Here is a 22408-nt window from a genome sequence, read left to right on the forward strand (position 1 = left end):
CGAAGGTGGGGTAGATGATTGGGGTGAAGTCGTAACAAGGTAGCCGTATCGGAAGGTGCGGCTGGATCACCTCCTTTCTATGGAGAATCGTTTCCTGCAACGGAAACATTCGAACGTCTTTCCTTCGGGAAAGATAAACGCAGAACACTTCGGTGGATCTGTGGTCATCCAAGTGGTGACACACTCACTCGTTGTTTAGTTTTGATAGAATTTGCGGGGCCATAGCTCAGCTGGGAGAGCGCCTGCCTTGCACGCAGGAGGTCAGCGGTTCGATCCCGCTTGGCTCCACCATATTTTCTATCTATACTTGTTGATCCTTGAAAACTGGATACCGAAAACGAAACATCGCGTTTTAGAAGGTTTCTTCTCTACAAACTGTGTAAACAGCAGTAGGCGAGAAATTGAAATACACCGTTTCTAGAAATAGAAACACTTAGGTTAAGCTACTAAGAGCACACGGTGGATGCCTAGGCGCTAGGAGCCGATGAAGGACGTGGCGAACAACGATAAGGCCTCGGGGAGCTGTAAGCAAGCTGTGATCCGGGGATGTCCGAATGGGGAAACCTAACTGGATTCATCTCCAGTTACTCACACCTGAATACATAGGGTGTGCAGAGGCAGACGAGGGGAACTGAAACATCTAAGTACCCTCAGGAACAGAAAACAAGAGTGATTCCGTCAGTAGCGGCGAGCGAACGCGGAACAGCCCAAACCAATGAGCTTGCTTGTTGGGGTTGTGGGACGTCTCTTTGGAGTTACAAAGGAGTATCGTAATTGAAGAGGTCTGGAAAGGCCCGCTAAAAAAGGTGAAAGCCCTGTAGATGAAATGATTCTCTCTCCGAGACGGATCCCGAGTAGTGCGGGGCACGTGAAACCCCGTATGAATCTGCCAGGACCATCTGGTAAGGCTAAATACTCCCTAGCGACCGATAGTGAAGCAGTACCGTGAGGGAAAGGTGAAAAGGACCCCGGAAGGGGAGTGAAATAGAACCTGAAACCGTGTGCTTACAAAAAGTCAGAGCCCTATTACTGGGTGATGGCGTGCCTTTTGTAGAATGAACCGGCGAGTTACGTTCCCGTGCAAGGTTAAGGTGAAAAGCCGGAGCCGCAGCGAAAGCGAGTCTGAATAGGGCGACTAAGTACGTGGACGTAGACCCGAAACCAGGTGATCTACCCCTGTCCAGGGTGAAGGTACGGTAACACGTACTGGAGGCCCGAACCCACGCACGTTGAAAAGTGCGGGGATGAGGTGGGGGTAGCGGAGAAATTCCAATCGAACCTGGAGATAGCTGGTTCTCCCCGAAATAGCTTTAGGGCTAGCCTCGGAAGATGAGTCGTGGAGGTAGAGCACTGATTGGATGCGGGGCCCGCAAGGGTTACCAAGTTCAGTCAAACTCCGAATGCCACAGACTTTATTCCGGGAGTCAGACAGTGAGTGCTAAGATCCATTGTCGAAAGGGAAACAGCCCAGACCATCAGCTAAGGTCCCCAAGTGTGTGTTAAGTGGGAAAGGATGTGAAGTTGCACAGACAACCAGGATGTTGGCTTAGAAGCAGCCACCATTGAAAGAGTGCGTAATAGCTCACTGGTCGAGTGACTTTGCGCCGAAAATGTAACGGGGCTAAACACACCACCGAAGCTATGGCTTGATACGTTGTATCAGGGGTAGGGGAGCGTTGAATGAAGATTGAAGGTGTACCGCAAGGAGCGCTGGACCTCATTCAAGTGAGAATGCCGGTATGAGTAACGAAAAGATCAGTGAGAATCTGATCCGCCGAAAACCCAAGGATTCCTGAGGAAGGCTCGTCCTCTCAGGGTAAGTCGGGACCTAAGGCGAGGCCGAAAGGCGTAGTCGACGGACAACAGGTTGAAATTCCTGTACCACCGAAAGCCGTTATGAGCAATGGGATGACGCAGGAGGATAGTGACGCGGACTGATGGATGTCCGTTCAAGCAGTGAGGCTGGTATGTAGGCAAATCCGCATACCCCAAGGCCAGGCTGTGATGAGGAGCGAAAATTATAGTAGCGAAGGTCATGATTTCACACTGCCAAGAAAAGTCTCTAGCCAGGAAGCAGGTGCCCGTACCGTAAACCGACACAGGTGGGTGAGAAGAGAATTCTAAGGCGCGCGGAAGAACTCTCGTTAAGGAACTCGGCAAAATGACCCCGTAACTTCGGGAGAAGGGGTGCCCCGGTAGTGTGAATAGCACGAGGGGGCCGCAGTGAAAAGGCCCAAGCGACTGTTTAGCAAAAACACAGGTCTGTGCGAAGCCGCAAGGCGAAGTATACGGGCTGACGCCTGCCCGGTGCTGGAAGGTTAAGGGGAGTGGTTAGCGCAAGCGAAGCTATGAACCGAAGCCCCAGTAAACGGCGGCCGTAACTATAACGGTCCTAAGGTAGCGAAATTCCTTGTCAGGTAAATTCTGACCCGCACGAATGGCGTAACGATTTGGGCGCTGTCTCAACGAGAGATCCGGTGAAATTTTAATACCTGTGAAGATGCAGGTTACCCGCGACAAGACGGAAAGACCCCATGGAGCTTTACTGCAACTTGATATTGAACTGGGGTGCGATTTGTACAGGATAGGTGGGAGCCGTAGACATCGGAGCGCAAGCTTCGGTTGAGGCGCCGTTGGGATACCACCCTGATCGCATTTGAGTTCTAACCTCGTACCGTGATCCGGTACAGGGACCGTGTCAGGTGGGCAGTTTGACTGGGGCGGTCGCCTCCTAAAGTGTAACGGAGGCGCCCTAAGGTTCCCTCAGAATGGTTGGAAATCATTCGAAGAGTGTAAAGGCATAAGGGAGCTTGACTGCGAGACAGACACGTCGAGCAGGGACGAAAGTCGGGCTTAGTGATCCGGTGGTACCGCATGGAAGGGCCATCGCTCAACGGATAAAAGCTACCCTGGGGATAACAGGCTTATCTCCCCCAAGAGTCCACATCGACGGGGAGGTTTGGCACCTCGATGTCGGCTCATCGCATCCTGGGGCTGAAGTAGGTCCCAAGGGTTGGGCTGTTCGCCCATTAAAGCGGTACGCGAGCTGGGTTCAGAACGTCGTGAGACAGTTCGGTCCCTATCTGTCGTGGGCGTAGGAAATTTGAGAGGAGCTGTCCTTAGTACGAGAGGACCGGGATGGACGCACCGCTGGTGTACCAGTTGTTCCGCCAGGAGCATCGCTGGGTAGCTACGTGCGGAAGGGATAAGCGCTGAAAGCATCTAAGCGTGAAGCCCCCCTCAAGATGAGATTTCCCAGTATGTAAGACCCCTTGTAGACGACGAGGTGGATAGGTTGGGGGTGGAAGTGCCGCAAGGCATGGAGCTGACCAATACTAATCGGTCGAGGGCTTATCCAAATAAGCTAACACGCGATGGTTTTCGTTTTCGGATTCAGTTTTCAGGGAGCAACACACCTGCCTGTTTGGTAATGATGGCGGAGGGGTTACACACGTACCCATCCCGAACACGACCGTTAAGCCCTCCAGCGCCGATGGTACTTGGACCGCAGGGTCCTGGGAGAGTAGGACGTTGCCAAGCAACGAGCAAGACCCAAAAGAGTGATTCCTGATTGTAGGAGTCGCTCTTTTTTTGTTCTAATTATCTTTCATAATAAGTAGATACTTGTTCGGCAGAGTTTTAAGACAATTATTAAAATAACTAAATTAGTCGAAATACATAAAAAAGAACACTTCTTTTGAGCAAAAGAGGTGTTCTTTTTATTTATATGCTATTTTGTATGATTCTGTTTTATACATATAGGATTTCTTTTATAGATGTAGGTCTGTTGATTCCGCTAGTTCACCTAATTAAATCATTATAATTAAATAAATATGAAGATCGTTTTTAAAAGATAATTATAAAGTTATTGCAAGATATACATATTTATAATTGCTCTTTATGATTTAAATAAGGGCGAAGTGCCATAGGGATATAGATGCTTCCATCTTCACGTTGATGATTTTCTAGCAAAGGGATCAGTATACGCGGTGAAGCTACAGCTGTATTATTAAGAGTGTGACAATACTGAAGCTGTCCCTCGTGATCTCTATAACGTATATTAGCTCGTCTAGCTTGAAAGTCATGGATATTAGAAGAAGAGTGAGTCTCACCATAACTTTGTCTGCTCGGCATCCATGTCTCAATATCATATTGTTTGTAGGTTTTTTGAGACATATCGCCTGTACATACGGCTACTACTTGATAAGGAAGTTCTAGCAATTGAAGTAATTCTTCTGCATTTGCTGTAATCTCTTGATGAATTTGCTCAGATATCTCGGCATTAGCTTCACAAAAGATAACTTGTTCGACTTTAGCGAATTGATGAACTCTATAAAGTCCTCGTACATCTTTACCGGTTGATCCTACTTCACTACGGAAATTCTGAGAAACTGCTGCTAAACGAATAGCACCTTGAGACAGATCAATGATCTCATCTTGATAATAAGATACAAGAGCGACTTCAGAAGTTCCTGTTAACCATTTATCTTCGTTCTCTATTTTAAATGTCTGATCAATGCCCAAAGGGAAAAAAGCTGTATTACTTAATGCAGAGCCTCTCACCAATGTAGGTACTTCCATAGGAGTATATCCTTTGGCTAGTAGTGTATCTAAAGCAAGTTGTTGAACCGCTCTGTGTAATAGAGCACCTGCCCCTGTTAAATAGTAATTGCGGCTTCCTGCTGTTTTGACTCCTCTTGTAATATCTATCATCTGATGGATTTCGCCTAGTTCGATATGATCTTTAAAAGGAAATGCAAACTGTTGTGGTGTTCCCCATGTACGAATAACGATATTATCTGCGTCTGATTGACCGATCGGAGTATCTGGAGAAACATAGTTAGGGACTAATTCCATCAATCGAGCATACTGTTGTTGAACAGATTGACTGGTTTGTTCCAATTGCTGAAGTTGTAGATTGATTTGTTTCACTTGATCTTTAAGCTGGTGGACAGTGTCGGTAGGCAATACCGATTTATTTTGCATATGGCTACTGATTGTCTGTGTTAATTGGTTTCGTTGTTGACGGAGTTGTTCGATTTGTTGCAAGTACTGATTTTTAAGCTGAGCTTTTTCAAGAAGTTCTGCAATAGATATACTTATTTTCTTTTGATCTGCGACCTCTTGTAATGCTGTAGCATGATTTTTAATATACTGGATATCTAACATAAAATAACCGCTCCTTTTTTCCTAATATAAAGGTAAAATGCACAAAAAAGCTCCTCATCACTTGGGACGAGGAGCTTTTTGCTCGCGGTGCCACCCAACTTGATCAAATACAGATAGTGTATCTGATCCTCTTAGGTTTCGCGATAACGGGCGAAAACCGTTTAACTTAGGAAATAGCAAGCAGTGACTATTCGCTTATGCTATCTCTTGGCGAAAACGCCTCCAGGTTGGATTCCTTTCGATGGCCATTTCGTAATATTGAATTTGTTGTATTGTATCGTATAGTTGAAAAAAGTGTCAAGGTCTAGTTTTTATCAAAATTAGATATTAGGGAAATATTATTAGGGGCCAGTCTTTATGAAACTTAAATACTACAAGAATGATATTAAGAATAGTAAACGATAGCAAGAACTATATATTATAAAAACGATATATCATCAGATTATTAATATTTAATTCAATTGCGAAAAACTAAATTCTAAAAAATATGATTTTCTGTATTATATTTTGCTGTAACCCCTTGGCAAATTCTGAAAATATGTTATAATTAATTTAAAGTCAAAGAAAGTCAAAGTCAGCGCATAGTCAAAGTAATGATGAATACAGTTATTAGATGACGTGAATATGCCTGAAGATTTGATGGTAAATAAGATTTATGAACTTTTGATTATAATGATCAGATTATTCATGAATCTATTGTTGTATCATCAAATGCTGTCTTCTTTGGTTTCTTACGATTAGGTTTATGGTTAAGTGATATTTATCTGCTATTTTGAACTTATGATAAATGGGTCAAATTTAGAATAAGTAAATGTTTTAAAACATGATGGAGGAATATACAATGCGTAATATCTCCGACATTATCGAACAATATCTAAAACGAATGCTGCAAGATAGTGGAGAAGGAGCAGTAGAAATACAGCGTAACGATTTAGCTGATCAATTCTCTTGTGTACCTTCGCAGATCAATTATGTAATTAGTACACGTTTTACATTGGAAAAAGGATATCTGGTTGAAAGTAAACGTGGTGGCGGTGGCTATATTCGTATACGGCGTCTTGAATTGCCTGCTCAAGCTATCCTTCATACTCATATTCATGAAAGTATTGGACAGCATATGAGTCAGACAGCTGCTGAAGGTTTACTATACCAGTTGCTAGAAGCTAGAGTGATTTCTAATCGTGAAGCGGAACTGATGCGTGCAGCAGTATGTAGAGATGTTATTTCGATCAAGCTTCCCTACAGGGATGAGATCCGTGCAAGAATGATGAAGGCGATGTTGATTGCATTACTTCGTCCCTAATCATTCGGGAGAAAGGGGCAATACATGATGATTTGTCAAGAATGTCAGGTAAGACCGGCAACTCTTCATTTTACAAAGATTGTAAATGGTGAAAAAAATGAGTTTCATATCTGTGAAACTTGTGCCCGTGAAAAAGGTGAATTGATTCCAGGAACTTCAGGAGGCTTTTCAATTCACAGTCTACTGTCAGGGTTGATGGATTTTGATTCAAGCAGTAAAGGGCAACTCGCCGGTCAATGCAGTGAAGATGTCCATTGTGAAGAATGTGGTATGACATATACTCAATTTCGTAAATTAGGACGATTTGGGTGTAGCTCTTGTTACAAAACGTTTGATAATCAATTAGATCCTCTTTTTAAAAGAGTGCATGGCAGTACTGCTCATGCTGGTAAGCTTCCTAAACGAGGCGGGATCAAAGTAAAAATCAAACGTCAAATGACTGACTTGAAGCAAGAGTTGAAACAGCGTATTGCTGATGAGGAATTTGAAGAAGCCGCACATTTAAGAGATGAAATACGCGAGCTAGAAAAACAAATTTCACAGGAGTCATAAGGAGGAATAACTTATGCCGAATCTCCGTTTTACAGAAAAACCTTTGAGCGATTGGATGCAAAAGGGCGGAGAATATTCGGATGTTGTTATCAGTAGTAGGGTGCGTATAGCCCGTAATCTGATACATCACCCTTTCCCGATTCTGGCAAATATGGAGCAGGCGCAAGAGACACGGAACCAGCTAACAGAAGTGCTTAGTAATGAAGCACTTCAAGCTCTCGGACCGTTTGAGCCATTGCTTTTGGATGAATTAGAAGATGTAGATCGACAAGTCTTGATGGAAAAACATTTGATCAGTCCGAATTTGTTGAATGACTCCAAAAGTGGAGCTGTTCTGCTAACAGATGATGAATCCGTTAGTATTATGGTCAATGAAGAAGATCATTTGCGTATTCAGTGTTTGTATCCAGGCTTTCAATTGCAAGAAGCATGGGAACGTGCTACTCAGATCGATGATGCTTTTGAAGATGTAGTGGACTTTGCTTTTGATGATCGCAGAGGTTATCTTACCAGTTGTCCAACAAATGTAGGTACAGGGCTTAGAGTGTCTGTTATGCTACATTTACCTGCATTAGCTATTATGAATCAGGTAGGTCGTGTATTATCTGCTGTATCTCAAGTAGGGCTCGCTGTACGCGGGTTATATGGAGAAGGTAGTGAAGCGATCGGAAATATTTTTCAAATTTCTAACCAGATTACATTAGGTCTATCAGAAGAAGAGATCATTGATAACTTGCATAGTGTTGTGTTGCAAATGATTGAGTATGAACATCATGCTCGCAGTCGTCTACTCAGTGAATCGAAGTTACGTGTTACAGATCGCATTATGCGTTCGTACGGAATATTGTCTTATGCAACAATGATGGATTCCAAAGAAGCATTTCAACGCATTTCAGATGTGCGTCTAGGCGTAGATCTGGGTCTGATCGACAAGGCTTCGGTTACACAAATGAACGAATTAACGATAATGACACAACCGGGTTTTCTTCAGAAAACATTCGGTGTTAAAATGGGGTCAGGAGAAAGCGATATGTACCGCGCGCAATTGATCCGTAATACATTAAGTAAAGTAAACGTACAAGACTAAACCGTGGAGGTGCTTTAGATATGATGTTTGGTAGATTTACGGAACGTGCGCAAAAGGTTCTTGCGTTGGCACAAGAAGAGGCAGTTCGTTTGGGTCACAATAATATTGGTACAGAGCATATTTTGCTTGGTTTGATTCGTGAAGGTGAAGGCATTGCAGCCAAAGCACTTATCGGTCTAGGTCTTGGACTTGAAAAAATTCAAGATGAAGTTGAATCTCTTATCGGTAGAGGTCAAGAACAACCTACCAATATTGCTTATACACCACGTGCTAAAAAAGTCATCGAACTTTCTATGGATGAAGCTCGTAAATTGGGTCATACCTATGTAGGTACAGAACACATTTTATTGGGATTGATTCGTGAAGGTGAAGGAGTAGCAGCTCGTGTTCTAAATAATCTAGGTATTAGCTTAAACAAAGCGCGTCAACAAGTATTGCAATTGCTTGGTAGTAATGAGGCAGTATCCAGTCATCATGGTACACCAGCAAATGTAAGTACGCCTACGCTAGATAGCCTAGCACGCGATTTGACTGCTATTGCTAAAGATAGTAATTTGGACCCTGTTATTGGACGTAGTAAAGAAATTGAGCGTGTGATTCAAGTTCTAAGCCGTCGTACCAAAAACAATCCAGTGTTGATTGGTGAACCAGGGGTTGGTAAAACAGCAATCGCTGAAGGATTAGCACAAAAAATCATCAACAATGAAATTCCTGAAACATTGCGCGACAAACGCGTTATGACACTGGATATGGGTTCTGTAGTAGCTGGAACTAAATATCGTGGTGAGTTTGAAGATCGTTTGAAAAAAATTATGGATGAGATTCGTCAAGCAGGTAACATTGTACTGTTTATTGATGAGTTGCATACGTTGATCGGTGCTGGTGGAGCTGAAGGGGCTATTGATGCTTCTAATATTTTGAAACCTGCATTGGCTCGTGGTGAACTACAATGTATCGGTGCAACAACACTTGATGAGTACCGTAAATATATCGAAAAAGATGCAGCATTGGAACGGCGTTTCCAACCCATTACTGTAGATCAACCTTCTCCAGAAGAAGCTGTTCAGATCTTAATGGGATTGCGCGATCGTTATGAAGCCCATCACCGTGTAAAAATTACAGATGCAGCTATCGAACAAGCTGTTAAATTGTCTGATCGTTATATTACAGATCGTTTCTTACCGGATAAAGCAATTGATTTAATCGATGAAGCAGGATCTAAAGTAAGATTGAACTCTTATACGATTCCGCCAAATCTTAAACAATTGGAAAGCCGTTTAGAAGATATCCGTAAAGAGAAAGATGCGGCTGTACAAAGTCAAGAATTTGAAAAAGCAGCAGCTTTGCGTGATACAGAACAAAAAATTCGTGAAGAATTAGATACAACGAAAAATCAGTGGAAAGAAAAACAAGGTCGTACCGATTCCGAAGTTACTCCAGAAGATATTGCTGATATCGTAGCTAGCTGGACAGGAATTCCGGTAACGAAATTGAAAGAAGAAGAAACAGATCGTCTGTTGAATATGGAAGATCTATTGCATCAACGTGTAATCGGTCAAGATGAAGCTGTTATCGCTGTCAGCCGTGCGATTCGTCGTGCTCGTGCTGGATTGAAAGATCCTAAACGTCCTATGGGTTCCTTTATCTTCTTAGGTCCTACAGGGGTTGGTAAAACAGAATTGGCTCGTGCTTTGGCAGAATCTATGTTTGGCGATGAAAATGCAATTATCCGTATTGATATGTCCGAGTACATGGAGAAACATTCTACTTCACGTCTAGTAGGAGCTCCTCCAGGATATGTAGGATATGAAGAAGGCGGTCAATTGACAGAGAAAGTACGTCGCAAACCGTATTCTGTAGTGTTATTGGATGAGATTGAAAAAGCTCACCCAGAAGTATTTAACATTTTACTACAAGTACTAGAAGATGGACGTCTTACTGATTCTAAAGGACGTGTTGTCGATTTCCGTAATACGTTGATTATTTTGACTTCTAATGTTGGTGCAGATGCGATTCGTCGTAATTCTACACTTGGATTCACCGCTGCTGTTGATTCAGGAGCAGATTACAACAACATGAAGGGCAAAGTAACAGATGAGTTGAAACGTAGTTTCCGTCCTGAGTTCTTGAACCGGATTGATGATACGATTGTATTCCACTCATTGGAACAAAAACATATTGCTGAGATCGTAACATTGATGTCTGAAGAACTTCGCAAACGTCTACGTGAATATGCTGTAGATTTCACTTTGACAGACACAGCTAAAGCATTCTTGGCTAAAGAAGGATTCGATCCTGCTTATGGTGCACGTCCACTACGTCGTGCTATTCAAAAGCATATCGAAGACAAATTGTCTGAAGAATTGCTAACTGGTGGTATTGTTAAAGGTGATACACTTATTATCGATGAAAAAGATGGCGCTTTGACTGTAGAGAAAGTAGCTAAAACAGAAGAGCCTGTCGAGAACGTTTCTATCGATACTACAGAATCAGATGAAGCAAAATCATCTAACTGAGTGTAACTTATTTCATCTAATTTACGTCTAATAAAAGGTTGGTCCTTAAGAGCAGAAATTGCTCCGGGATCAACCTTTTTGATGTTATAATAGAGAAGATGTAGCGCAAAAATGTAAAGTTTACAATATTGTTTTACGATAAAACGTATAGAATGTTAAGCTTATAATAAGTTGACATCAATATAGAGGGAGTTATCCATGGCTAAAGTCAAAACCAAGTTTTTTTGTACAGAATGTGGATATGAATCTCCAAAATGGTATGGTAAATGCCCGGGGTGTCAGTCTTGGAATAGTATGGTGGAAGAAAAAGAAAGCAACGTAAAAACGCAAGGAATGAATTCTTCTTTATTTCAAACCAAGCAGAAACCACAAGCGATTACTGAAATTGAAAGCGGGAAAGAACCGCGTATTCAGACTGGTATCGGAGAGCTTAACCGCGTCTTAGGTGGCGGTGTAGTGCCAGGTTCGCTAGTATTAGTAGGTGGAGATCCTGGTATTGGTAAGTCTACGTTGTTATTACAAACTTCACATGCACTAACACAAGCAGGGCTACGTGTTCTTTACGTATCAGGAGAAGAATCTGTAAGGCAGACCAAGTTACGTGCAGAGCGACTTGGAGCATTATCTGATCAGTTATTTGTACTGTGTGAAAGTAATATGGATTTGATCGAGGAAGCGATTGATCAATTAGATCCTCATTTTCTAGTGATTGATTCGATACAGACGGTCTATCAACCAGAAGTCACAAGTGCTCCTGGTAGTGTATCGCAAGTACGGGAATGTACATCACGCTTTATGAGAGTAGCCAAAATTCGTGGTGTCGCTACAGTACTTGTTGGACATGTTACCAAAGAAGGTGCTATTGCAGGCCCAAGAATGTTGGAGCATATGGTAGACTGTGTTCTTTATTTTGAAGGGGAACGTCATCATACGTACCGCATATTACGAGCTGTCAAAAACCGCTTTGGCTCAACAAATGAAATGGGTATTTTTGAAATGCATGAAGATGGATTGATCGAAGTCTCTAATCCGTCAGAATTATTTATATCAGAACGTTCGATAGGAGTAGCAGGTTCAACAGTTGTAGCTAGCATGGAAGGCACACGTCCTATGCTTGTTGAATTACAAGCTCTTGTCGCTGCGACTCATTTTCCTTCTCCACGGCGGATGGGTACAGGTGTAGATCATAATCGCTTGAGTCTCATTATTGCTGTATTGGAAAAACGAATGGGGATGTTTTTACAAAATCAAGATGCTTATCTAAACGTAGCCGGTGGGGTTAAACTAGATGAACCTGCGGTAGATTTAGCAATTGCTGTAAGCTTAGCTTCAAGCTTCAAAGATGCTCCAACCAAACCAGATGATGTGATCTTTGGAGAAATTGGATTGACTGGAGAAGTTCGCGGAGTATCTCGCGCAGAGCAGCGTGTGAAAGAAGCAGCAAAATTAGGATTTAAACGAGTGATTTTACCAGAAAAAAGTCTGAAAGGATGGAAGCATCCTAAAGGTATTCAATTAATTGGAGTTAATACGGTAGCAGAAGCATTAAAGGCTGCGTTAGATTAGGGGGACAAGATGATGAAAGAACTCGGTCAGCTTGAGAAGATGAATAATTTGTTGAAGATGGTTGCACCTGGCACTGCTTTTCGGGATGGCTTGGAAAATGTATTGCGTGCCAAAACAGGAGCATTGATTGTGGTTGGTTACAGCCCGCAAGTTAGAGAAGTTGTCGATGGAGGATTCTCAATTGACTGTGATTTTTCACCAAACTACTTGTACGAACTTGGTAAAATGGATGGAGCGATCATTTTAAGTGATGATCTAAAACGTATTTTATATGCGAATACGCAGTTGATTCCTGATTCTTCGATCTCATCGTCAGAAACAGGGATTCGACATCGTACAGCAGAACGTGTAGCCAAGCAAACCGGAGAACTTGTTATTTCAATTTCACAGCGTCGGAATATTATTACGCTATATCAGGGTAATCTTAGATATGCACTAAAAGAAATTGGTGTTATTTTGACAAAAGCCAATCAAGCGATTCAGACGTTAGAACGGTACCGGGCTGTATTGAGTCAATCTTTCACGAATTTGACTGCTTCTGAATTTGAACAGTTAGTTACGATTACCGAAGTTGCAGGTGTGGTTCAACGCGTAGAAATGGTATTGCGTATTCAGACAGAGATTCGCCGCTATGTCAACGAATTAGGTGTTGAAGGTCGCTTGATTACGATGCAAATGGAAGAACTGATCGGAAATACAGAAGAAGAGTTTGTATTATTGTTAAAAGACTATGGTCGGGATACTAGCGAAGAACGTCTCAACGAAATTACAAACAGTCTTAAACGAACTACTGAAAATGAATTGTTAGATATCACTCAAATTATTAAGTTGTTGGGATATCCAACAGCAGCGGCTCAATCTGAAGAAGTGATTGCTTCTAAAGGATATCGTGTACTTAGTAAAATTCCACGTTTGCCTAATGTAATTATCCATAATTTGGTGGAACGGTTTGGAGCATTGCATCATGTGATTGCCGCTAGTATTGATGACTTGGATGAAGTAGAAGGTATCGGTGAAGTACGCGCACGGACGATTCGAGCAGGTTTGCATCGTATCCAAGATCAAGTATTCATTGACAGACAAATTTAATTTAGCTACAATCGTGAGATGAACTGGTTAATATATCCATCTTTGAGGTGAAAAAATGATAACAAAGTCAATTCCAAACATTTGTACACTATTTAACTTATGTCTTGGAATGGTAGCTATTCTAATGGCACTGAATGATAATTACAGTCTTGCCGCCATTATGATTATAATAGCGATGTTGATGGACGGTCTGGATGGTCGTATGGCACGCGCACTTAATGCGCAAAGTGAGTTTGGAAAAGAATTGGATTCATTGTCTGATCTAGTTTCTTTTGGTGTAGCACCTATTATCATTATGTACGATATAGCATTTAAAGAATTAAATCCGGTATTAGCGATTTCGGCATCTTTAATTTTTCCTATGTGTGGAGCACTTCGTCTAGCAAGATTTAATGTACGTGCTGGAGTTCCTGGTTATTTTACAGGATTACCTATCCCAGCAGCTGGTGGTGTATTAGCTACCTTGTCTTTATTTCATAATGATGTGACTACACCGTATATGATTATAAGTACTATTTTATTGTCGTATTTGATGGTAAGTCGTGTACGCTATCCTAATTTTAAAAAAGCAGGTATTCCACGTAAAGCTTTATGGTTAGCTCCTTGGGTGATTATTGCTGCTGTATTTATCGCAGTCATGTTTCCTAATCAGGTATCCAAATTGATTTTTGTACCGTTAGCTTTATATGCATTGTTAGGCGTGAAGCAAAGTATAGATCGTCTGATACGTCGTCGTTCTAAAAAAGAAAAAGAATCGCTTCGATAAACCGTTACAGCACATGTTATGCTTAAAAGCATTTATTTCTCTACTTCCCGGGAAATGAATGCTTTTTTTCATGGAAAAAATAGATTATGTAAGGAGATTACAAGCATGTGGCAACAATTAATAGGATTTCCAAAAGGTTGGATTGAAGAACAAGAAGGTATGAAAGAACTATGGATTAGTCTCGCTGTTATCGTAATTATGTTGGCTGTTGCTGTACTTAGTGTACGTAAATTAGTGCATTTTGTAGAATGCACCAAAAACCATCTATTAACTGTACCGATCTCGTTAATGATTACAGGAACGAGTGGGCTTGCGATAGGTTTACTACTTGGATTACTTAGTTCATTTATTATGTTATGGTTAGGAAGTATAGGAGAGATTATTCGAGCGATTTTGATGACCATTTTAGGTTATGTTGGATTGCGAATAGGAATTACCAAAAGCGAAGATATTCTTTCTTTTTGGAAACATGAATCTCCTGCCGAACCAGTACCATCTTCGATGAACAAAATAATCGATAGTAATATAGCGATAGACGGAAGAATTATAGAATTATGTCAGGATGGATTTATCGAGGGCTCAGTATTTGTACCGGATTTTATATTACATGAACTACAATTGCTTGCAGATTCTTCAGATACGTTACGTCGTCATCGAGGGAAAAGAGGACTTGAAGTGATCGCTCATTTGCAACAACTAGAACAGGTAGAAGTCATTATCCAAAATACCCAGTACCCAGAGACAGAGCCTACAGATAACAAGTTGCTTCGATTGGCTTTGGATACATCGGCTACCTTAATTACCAACGATAGCAATCTACAACAACTGGCTCATCTCCAGCATATCCATGTGTTGAATCTCAACACCCTTGCTTCGATTATGAAGCCTATTCTGCGTGCAGGACAAATTGTAACAACAGCGATTATCAAATCAGGTAAAGAAGCAGGGCAAGGTATCGCTTATCTGGATGATGGAACAATGATTGTGGTAGAAGATAGCCAACCCTATATCGGACAAGAATGTGAAGTGATCGTGACCAGTGTATTACAAACAGCGAATGGAAAAATGGTTTTTGCCAAGTTACATCGTTCTGAATAAGCTACGATTCAGAGACAATTCCTTTTAATTGTTGTGCTGTACCTATAGACGGGTATATTATTAAGGAATGGAGTTTGGCACTTTGATAGGATTAAAAGTGCAGGACAGTAGGCTAAGGATGGGGATTATGGAAAATAAAGCGGGTGTGATAGTTGTTGCCGCGGGTAAAGGTTCACGGATGGGCACAACAGAGAGCAAACAATATCTAAGGCTGCAAAATAAGCCGATCCTGATACATACACTGGAAGTCTTTGAACATTCATCAATTATTGATGAGATTGTAATGGTAACAGGTAAAGACGATGTACAGCGTTGTGAGGATTGGATCAAAGAGTATGGACTGACCAAAGTGAAAAAAGTGGTGGTTGGAGGTTACGACCGTCAAGAATCTGTTGCTAATGGTCTACAGTTTATACACTCTGATTGGATTATGGTGCATGATGGCGTACGCCCTTTTATAACAGAAGAGCAGATTATGAACTGTTATCATAGTGCAGTGACTTCAGGAGCATCTGTCTTAGCTGTACCGGTCAAAGATACGATCAAGCAGGTGGATCAACAAAAGCATATCGTAAATACACCGGATCGTAGTCAGTTATGGGCCATTCAGACACCGCAAACGTTTCGTAGTGCCGATCTTCAGCAAGCACACCAACAAGCACAAGATGAAAATTTTCGCGGTACAGACGATTCGATGCTGATCGAGCGAATGGGTGTGACGGTAGCTGTGGTAGAAGGCAGTTACGAAAATATTAAAATCACCACACCAGATGATCTGGATTATGCGTCGTATGTATTGCAACGTAGGGGAGAGAAAATAGAATGATTCGTATTGGACAAGGATTCGATGTACACCAGCTTGTAGAAGGAAGAGATTGTATTATCGGAGGAGTTACACTTCCTTATGAAAAGGGATTGTTAGGTCATTCTGATGCAGATGTGTTATTACATGCGATTACAGATGCTGTATTAGGTGCATTAGCAATGGGAGATATCGGTAAGCATTTTCCAGATACTGATCCTGAATTTAAAGATGCAGATAGCTTGAAATTGCTTAACCATGTATGGTCGCTTATTCGTGAACGAGGATATCGTTTAGGAAATATCGACGCAACCATTATTGCTCAAAAACCTAAAATGGCTCCATATATTCCGCAAATGGTAGAAATCATTGCAAAAGCTTTGGAAGCGGAAATTGACCAAGTGAATGTCAAAGCGACAACGACAGAACAACTTGGATTTGCAGGTCGTGGCGAAGGTATTGCTGCACAAGCAGTGGTATGCTTAATCAAAGAATCATAATAAATATGAGTTGCAATAGATTGAAGGAGGAAATAACAAATGACTAACGAAATTCGAGTACGGTATGCACCAAGTCCAACAGGACATTTACACATCGGAAATGCACGTACAGCATTATTCAACTATTTATTTGCTCGCAGTCAAGGTGGCAAATTTATTATAAGAATTGAAGATACAGATATCAAACGTAATATTGAAGGTGGCGAAGAAAGCCAGCTGACGTATTTGAAATGGTTAGGCATGAACTGGGACGAAAGTATTGATGTAGGCGGCGACTATGGTCCTTACCGTCAGACAGAACGTTTAGATATCTATCGTGAATACTGGCAAGACCTGCTAGATCGTGGTCTGGCATACAAATGTTATTGCACAGAAGAAGAGCTAGAGCAAGAACGTGAAGAACAAATTGCACGTGGAGAGAATCCTCGTTACTCTGGTAAACACCGTGATCTAACAGACGAACAACGTGCTGCTTTTGAAGCAGAAGGTAGAGTTGCAAGTATTCGTTTCCGTGTACCTGAAAACAAAACATTTACATTCAACGATATCGTTAAAGGTGAAATTTCATTTACAACTGAAGATACAGGCGATTTCGTTATCGTTAAAAAAGACGGCATTCCTACGTATAACTTTGCTGTAGCTGTAGATGACCATTTGATGAAAATCTCTCACGTGCTACGCGGAGAAGATCATATTTCCAACACACCACGTCAATTGATGATCTATGAAGCTCTGAATTGGGAAGCTCCTATTTTCGGACATATGACTTTGATCGTGAATGAGAATCACAAAAAATTAAGTAAACGTGATGAGTCGATTATTCAATTTATCGAGCAATATGATAATTTGGGTTATTTGCCAGAAGCGATGTTCAACTTTATTGCTTTGCTAGGTTGGTCTCCAGAAGGCGAAGAAGAAATTTTCTCTCGTGAAGAATTGACCAAGATCTTTGATGCTAAGCGTCTATCGAAAAGTCCGGCTGTATTTGATACACACAAATTGTCTCATTTGAACAATCTGTATATCAAAAATGCAGATACCGACCGTATCACAGCACTGGCTATTCCTCATTTACAAAAAGCAGGGCGTTTGCCAGCAGAACTAAGTGAAGAACAGCAACAATGGGCACATGATCTTGTGGCATTGTATCAGGAACAGATGACTTCTGCTTCAGATATTGTTGAGTTATCTGAAGTGTTTTTCCGCAGTCATTTGCAAATGGATCATGAAGCTCAAGTGATTGTGGGAGAAGAGCATGTAAGTACAGTGCTTAGTGCACTATTGGAAAAAATCAAAGCTTCAGAAGAGTTCAGTCCTACTCGTGCAGCAGCATTGATCAAAGAAGTACAAAAAGAAACAGGATTTAAAGGCAAACAACTATTTATGCCGATTCGTGTAGCATTAACAGGGGAAATGCATGGACGCGATCTTAACCATACGATCTACCTTTTAGGACGTGATCGTGTAATTGAACGTCTAGCTTCTCAAATAAAAGGCTAAATGGTGAACAGACTGTATTGTCTAATCGCATAGAGTTCGTTATAATGATGACCTGAGAATAATTGTTGTATACCTATAAATAGCGATGATCAGGAAAAGTAAAATGATATTGTAAATCCCAGAGACGATGATCGGGTTAGATAATACTATTATCTAATGTTGGCTGGAAATCATCTATTTACAAACATTTGAATATGCACCTGTGAGCTGTATATTTGAACCATATTTGCCATCTTTTATCCGTATTGATGAAAAGATAGCAAATGATGAAGTAAAGTATACCGGTCGTTCCTCGTTAAGGAACATGATAAGTAGAGTTCGTCTGTATAGGTATTCGTCTTTTTACAAAAGCGGATAAAAGACAAGCTCAAGCAGAGTGGAACCGCGTCAATTCACGCCTCTGCAGCCTCTAAGGGGCTGTGGGGGCGTTTTTTAATGAAGCGCAAGTTAAAGGGGAAACGTAATGCTGAAAAATATGCGATCTGATATACAAGCTGTTTTTGACAATGATCCAGCAGCACGTAGCTGGTTTGAAGTGATTTTTACGTATTCCGGATTACACGCGATTTGGTGGCATCGGATAGCTCATGCTTTTTATCGTCGAGGTTGGTTTACAGTCGCACGTACACTGTCACAATGTAGTCGCTTTATGACAGGGATTGAGATTCATCCAGGTGCTACGATTGGAGAAAGATTATTTATTGATCATGGTATGGGTGTAGTCATAGGGGAAACGTGTGAGATCGGTAATGATGTATTGATCTATCAAGGAGTCACATTAGGTGGAACAGGGAAAGAAAAAGGCAAACGTCATCCTACCATTGGCAACAATGTGGTCATAGGATCAGGCGCTAAGATTCTGGGTTCTTTTAAAGTAGGCGATCAAAGTAATATCGGTTCTAACTCGGTCGTTCTTCGTGAAGTTCCTCCAGACAGCACTGTGGTAGGGATTCCGGGCAAAATCGTTCGTCAAAATGGAAAACCTGCTGATCGTTTAAGACATCAAATGCCAGATCCTATTACAAGTAAACTCAATGAATTACAATCTGAGATTGATCAATTACGCAAACAGTTAGCTACCTGTGAAGCAGAGATCAAAAAAGAATAATTTCTACTTCTGCAAAGAATTCGATAAGTACTAGAGCACCATATACGAAAGGGATGACAGTATGGCATTGCAAATATATAACACGATGAGCCGTATGAAAGAAGAGTTTGTTAGTATCACACCCGGAGAAATTAAAATGTATGTATGCGGACCTACCGTATATGACTATATCCATATTGGCAATGCAAGACCGATGATCTTTTTCGATGTTGTACGTAGCTATTTGGAAAATCAGCAGTACAAAGTGAATTATGTAGTTAACTTTACAGATGTAGATGATAAATTAATTCGCAAAGCAGAAGAGTTAAACACAACAGTAGCGGATGTAGCAGAACGTTTTATTGCCGCTTACTTTGAAGATTTAGAAGGATTAGGCATTCGTCATGCCACGATGCATCCTCGAGTAACTGAGAATATGGATATCATTTTAGAATTTATTCAGAGTCTTGTAGATAAAGATTATGCGTATGCCAAAGAAGGCGATGTTTATTTCCGTACTCGTAAATTTGCAGACTATGGTAAATTATCGCATCAGAAGCTAGATGAGTTACAATTCGGGATTCGAGTTGAAGTGGATAAACGCAAAGAAAATCCAGAAGATTTTGTATTATGGAAAGCTGCTAAGCCAGGTGAAGTATCCTGGGAAAGTCCATGGGGAGCAGGTAGACCCGGCTGGCATATCGAGTGCTCTGCAATGGCACGTCATTATTTGGGAGATACACTTGATATTCATGGTGGCGGACAAGACTTACAGTTCCCGCATCACGAGTGCGAATGCGCTCAATCTGAAGCAGTTACAGGCAAGCCACTTTCAAATTACTGGATGCACAATGGATTTATTCGTATAGACGATGAGAAAATGTCCAAATCACTAGGTAACGGTATTTTGGTAAAAGATTTGCGTAAAGCACACAAACCAGCAGCGATTCGTTACTTTATGTTATCTACGCATTACCGTAATCCATTGAACTACAATGCAGATACAATCCAACAAGCAGAAAACAGTGTCGATCGTATTGCGAATGCTGTAAATAATGTAAAACATCGCTTGTCTGCTTCGGATCAAGCTTCACCAGTAGAAGCAAGTCTAGCTAAGCGTTTGACAGAAATCCGCCAGTTATTCCATGAGAAAATGCAAGATGATTTCAACACACCGGATGCGATTACAGCTATTTTCGAATGGGTGAATGAAGCTAATTTATTATTGCAAAAAGAAGTAGTTGCTAAAGCTTCGCTTGAAGCATTGCTAGAATTGTTTAATGAAATGAATGAAGTACTACGTATTTTCTGGCAAGAAGAAGAATTGGTAGATGCTGATATTGATCAGTTAATTACAGAGCGTGTAGAAGCTCGTCAAAATAAAAATTGGGCACGTGCGGATGAGATTCGCGACTTATTATCTGCGCAAGGGATCATGTTGGAGGATACTCCACAAGGCATGAGATGGCGCCGCAAATGAGTGAAGAATCATTGAATCCAGCTCAACCCAAAAGTAACGAAGGTTGGTTTAACTTCGATCCGTCGAAACCGATAGAACAGCTTCCACCGCTAGCTCTAGCGTATATGGGCGATGCTATTCATGAAGTAGCGATAAGACAATATCTGTTATCTGGCAAAAACTTGCGTCCGCATCATTTACATCGCGCTTCAACAAGCTTTGTATCGGCGGGCGCGCAAGCCAAAATACTGGCACATCTAGAACCAACGTTAACTGAAGCTGAAAGCAATGTCGTACGTCAGGGGCGAAATGCCAAATCAGGTACTATTCCTAAAAATGCCAGTGTGATTGATTATCGGTATGCGACAGCATGGGAGTGTCTTTTGGGTTATCTATATTATAAAGGTGAACATGCACGTATGGAGCAATTGATCACTGAAGGAATCCGTCATCTTGAAAAACAGTCCTGATACGGATGTATACAACATTAGGAGGAAACAGTATGGAAGAAGAGTATATTGCCGGTAAGCATTCAGTAACAGAAGCTTTACGTGCCGGACGAAGTATTAATAAAATTTGGATTGCAGAAGGATCGCAAAAAAATCTAACACAACCTATCCTAACTGAAGCTAAGAAAAAAGGAATCGTTGTACAGTTAGTAGATAAGCGCAAATTAGATACACTTGTACCTGATGTACAACATCAAGGCGTAATTGCTCAAGCAGCTCCTTATGAATATGCAGAAGTAGAAGATCTTCTTCAAGCAGCCAAAGATAAAAATGAAGCACCGTTTTTAATTTTGCTAGATGAAATTGAAGATCCTCATAATCTAGGTTCTATTCTCCGTACGGCAGATTGTACAGGTGTACATGGAGTGATTGTACCTAAGCGTCGCTCTGCTTCTATTACAGCTACAGTATCCAAAACATCAGCCGGTGCAGTAGAGTACGTGCCTGTAGCACGAGTTACTAATTTGGGACAAACGATCGATCGTTTGAAAGAACAAGGTGTATGGGTAGTAGGAACAGATGTAGATACAGAGAGTAGCCTGTATGATACCGATGTATTTACAGGACCTGTTGCTGTGGTGATTGGTAACGAAGGCAAAGGGATGGGCAGATTAATTCGTGAGAAGTGCGATGTATTAATCAAGCTACCGATGCAAGGGCAAATCAATTCACTGAATGCTTCTGTAGCAGCAGGCGTAGTAATGTATGAAGTGTTGCGTCGCAGACAATCTTTAGGTCAAGGTTAAATGCGATGACCGATTTACGGGATGTGCTTCTGGTAGATGGCTACAACATGATCGGAGCTTGGCCTGAACTGGCTCAGCTTTCCGAAATCGGTTTGGAGGAAGCTCGCGATCATTTATTAAAACGATTAGCTAATTACCAAGCTTTTTCAGATCGACGAGTGATTGCTGTATTTGATGCGTACCGGGTGATTGGTCTTGGCAAGTCATTTAATCAAGGTAAAGTAGAAGTGTATTTTACCAAAGAAAAAGAAACAGCCGATGAAGCAATAGAACGGTTTGTGCGTGAGCTTGGACGTAAACGCAGACAAATTTATGTAGCAACTAGCGATATGACTGAACAGCACGTTATTTTTGGACAAGGTGCACTAAGGGTGTCGGCAAGAGAACTGTTGATAGAAGTTCAACTGAGCGAACGAGAAGTAGAACAGAAAATTACAGATCATAAGCAAACTGGAGCCCGCAATACATTAGATGGTAAATTAAACTCAAAACAACGCGATCTGTTTGAAAAGTGGCGCAGAGGAGAGTAAGTTGTCAGTCAAATGACAGCTTACTTACGAACCTGCGTTCTATTTATTGCTAAATAGCGATGAATATGCGCAAATAAGCGGTAAATACGACATAAGTTGTTGACGATGTGAGGTTACATAATATATACT

General features: G+C 41.3%; 17 protein-coding genes, 1 tRNA gene and 3 rRNA genes (1 of these 21 only partly in view). 20 read left to right on the top strand and 1 reads right to left on the bottom strand.

Features of this window, described 5'->3' with window-relative positions; all coding sequences use genetic code 11:
• The 4 genes from PQ460_RS03525 to rrf all read left to right on the top strand — a co-directional run.
• Window positions 1-77, top strand: a 16S ribosomal RNA gene (locus PQ460_RS03525) (it extends 1476 nt beyond the left edge of the window).
• A gap of 138 nt (window positions 78-215) precedes the next feature.
• A tRNA-Ala gene (locus PQ460_RS03530) sits at window positions 216-291 on the top strand.
• 145 nt (window positions 292-436) lie between these two features.
• Window positions 437-3359: ribosomal RNA gene (locus PQ460_RS03535) — 23S ribosomal RNA — on the top strand.
• Between the two features lie 64 nt (window positions 3360-3423).
• Window positions 3424-3540, top strand: a 5S ribosomal RNA gene (gene rrf / locus PQ460_RS03540).
• Together the 16S, 23S and 5S rRNA genes with 1 tRNA gene alongside form the textbook arrangement of a ribosomal RNA operon.
• A 345-nt stretch (window positions 3541-3885) precedes the next feature.
• Here rrf and serS read toward each other — a convergent pair.
• On the bottom strand, window positions 3886-5169 hold the full coding sequence (serS, locus tag PQ460_RS03545) for a serine--tRNA ligase (RefSeq protein ID WP_274171822.1): 1284 nt from the start codon (window positions 5167-5169) through the stop codon (window positions 3886-3888).
• Between the two features lie 841 nt (window positions 5170-6010).
• Between serS and PQ460_RS03550 the strand changes: the two genes are divergently transcribed.
• From PQ460_RS03550 to PQ460_RS03625, 16 genes are all read left to right on the top strand, one after another.
• Window positions 6011-6472 carry a CtsR family transcriptional regulator gene (locus PQ460_RS03550; protein ID WP_204827244.1) on the top strand — a complete coding sequence of 154 codons (462 nt, stop codon included), beginning with the start codon at window positions 6011-6013 and terminating at the stop codon, window positions 6470-6472.
• 27 nt (window positions 6473-6499) lie between these two features.
• The gene (locus PQ460_RS03555) at window positions 6500-7024 is read left to right on the top strand and encodes a protein-arginine kinase activator protein McsA (protein ID WP_273616361.1); all 525 of its coding nucleotides are present in this window, start codon (window positions 6500-6502) and stop codon (window positions 7022-7024) included.
• Window positions 7025-7037: 13 nt separating this feature from the next.
• Window positions 7038-8111 carry a protein arginine kinase gene (locus PQ460_RS03560; RefSeq protein ID WP_204827245.1) on the top strand — a complete coding sequence of 358 codons (1074 nt, stop codon included), beginning with the start codon at window positions 7038-7040 and terminating at the stop codon, window positions 8109-8111.
• Window positions 8112-8131: 20 nt separating this feature from the next.
• A complete protein-coding gene (clpC, locus tag PQ460_RS03565; protein ID WP_273613677.1) occupies window positions 8132-10627 on the top strand; it encodes an ATP-dependent protease ATP-binding subunit ClpC in 2496 nt (831 codons plus the stop codon).
• 198 nt (window positions 10628-10825) lie between these two features.
• Window positions 10826-12193 (top strand): DNA repair protein RadA, encoded by a 1368-nt coding sequence (gene radA / locus PQ460_RS03570; RefSeq protein ID WP_204827247.1) that lies wholly within the window; start codon window positions 10826-10828, stop codon window positions 12191-12193.
• A 12-nt stretch (window positions 12194-12205) separates the two neighbouring features.
• Window positions 12206-13282, top strand: a complete 1077-nt coding sequence (gene disA / locus PQ460_RS03575) for a DNA integrity scanning diadenylate cyclase DisA (RefSeq protein ID WP_204827281.1) — start codon at window positions 12206-12208, stop codon at window positions 13280-13282.
• Between the two features lie 55 nt (window positions 13283-13337).
• A complete protein-coding gene (gene pssA, locus PQ460_RS03580) occupies window positions 13338-14048 on the top strand; it encodes a CDP-diacylglycerol--serine O-phosphatidyltransferase (protein ID WP_069328328.1) in 711 nt (236 codons plus the stop codon).
• A gap of 105 nt (window positions 14049-14153) precedes the next feature.
• Entirely contained in the window at window positions 14154-15146 is a 993-nt protein-coding gene (locus tag PQ460_RS03585; RefSeq protein ID WP_274171823.1) for a PIN/TRAM domain-containing protein, read from the top strand.
• 127 nt (window positions 15147-15273) lie between these two features.
• Window positions 15274-15972: a 2-C-methyl-D-erythritol 4-phosphate cytidylyltransferase gene (gene ispD / locus PQ460_RS03590; protein ID WP_273613675.1), complete on the top strand. Its 699-nt coding sequence runs from the start codon at window positions 15274-15276 to the stop codon at window positions 15970-15972.
• Window positions 15969-16448: a 2-C-methyl-D-erythritol 2,4-cyclodiphosphate synthase gene (gene ispF, locus PQ460_RS03595; protein WP_274171824.1), complete on the top strand. Its 480-nt coding sequence runs from the start codon at window positions 15969-15971 to the stop codon at window positions 16446-16448. Before ispD ends, ispF begins: the two co-directional genes overlap by 4 nt.
• A 39-nt stretch (window positions 16449-16487) precedes the next feature.
• Window positions 16488-17948 carry a glutamate--tRNA ligase gene (gene gltX, locus PQ460_RS03600; protein ID WP_274171825.1) on the top strand — a complete coding sequence of 487 codons (1461 nt, stop codon included), beginning with the start codon at window positions 16488-16490 and terminating at the stop codon, window positions 17946-17948.
• Window positions 17949-18411: 463 nt separating this feature from the next.
• Complete coding sequence (cysE, locus tag PQ460_RS03605) at window positions 18412-19056, top strand: serine O-acetyltransferase (protein WP_273613672.1); 645 nt, start codon at window positions 18412-18414, stop codon at window positions 19054-19056.
• A 61-nt stretch (window positions 19057-19117) separates the two neighbouring features.
• On the top strand, window positions 19118-20515 hold the full coding sequence (gene cysS, locus PQ460_RS03610) for a cysteine--tRNA ligase (RefSeq protein ID WP_273613671.1): 1398 nt from the start codon (window positions 19118-19120) through the stop codon (window positions 20513-20515).
• Entirely contained in the window at window positions 20512-20964 is a 453-nt protein-coding gene (locus tag PQ460_RS03615) for a Mini-ribonuclease 3 (protein WP_274171826.1), read from the top strand. The genes cysS and PQ460_RS03615 overlap by 4 nt, the downstream gene beginning before the upstream one ends.
• 32 nt (window positions 20965-20996) lie before the next feature.
• A complete protein-coding gene (rlmB, locus tag PQ460_RS03620) occupies window positions 20997-21749 on the top strand; it encodes a 23S rRNA (guanosine(2251)-2'-O)-methyltransferase RlmB (RefSeq protein WP_274171827.1) in 753 nt (250 codons plus the stop codon).
• Between the two features lie 5 nt (window positions 21750-21754).
• On the top strand, window positions 21755-22279 hold the full coding sequence (locus PQ460_RS03625) for an NYN domain-containing protein (protein WP_273613668.1): 525 nt from the start codon (window positions 21755-21757) through the stop codon (window positions 22277-22279).
• Window positions 22280-22408 lie beyond the last annotated feature (129 nt).

The organism is Paenibacillus sp. KACC 21273, assembly GCF_028736095.1.
Classification (GTDB): Bacteria; Bacillota; Bacilli; order Paenibacillales; family Paenibacillaceae; genus Saccharibacillus; species Saccharibacillus kyungheensis.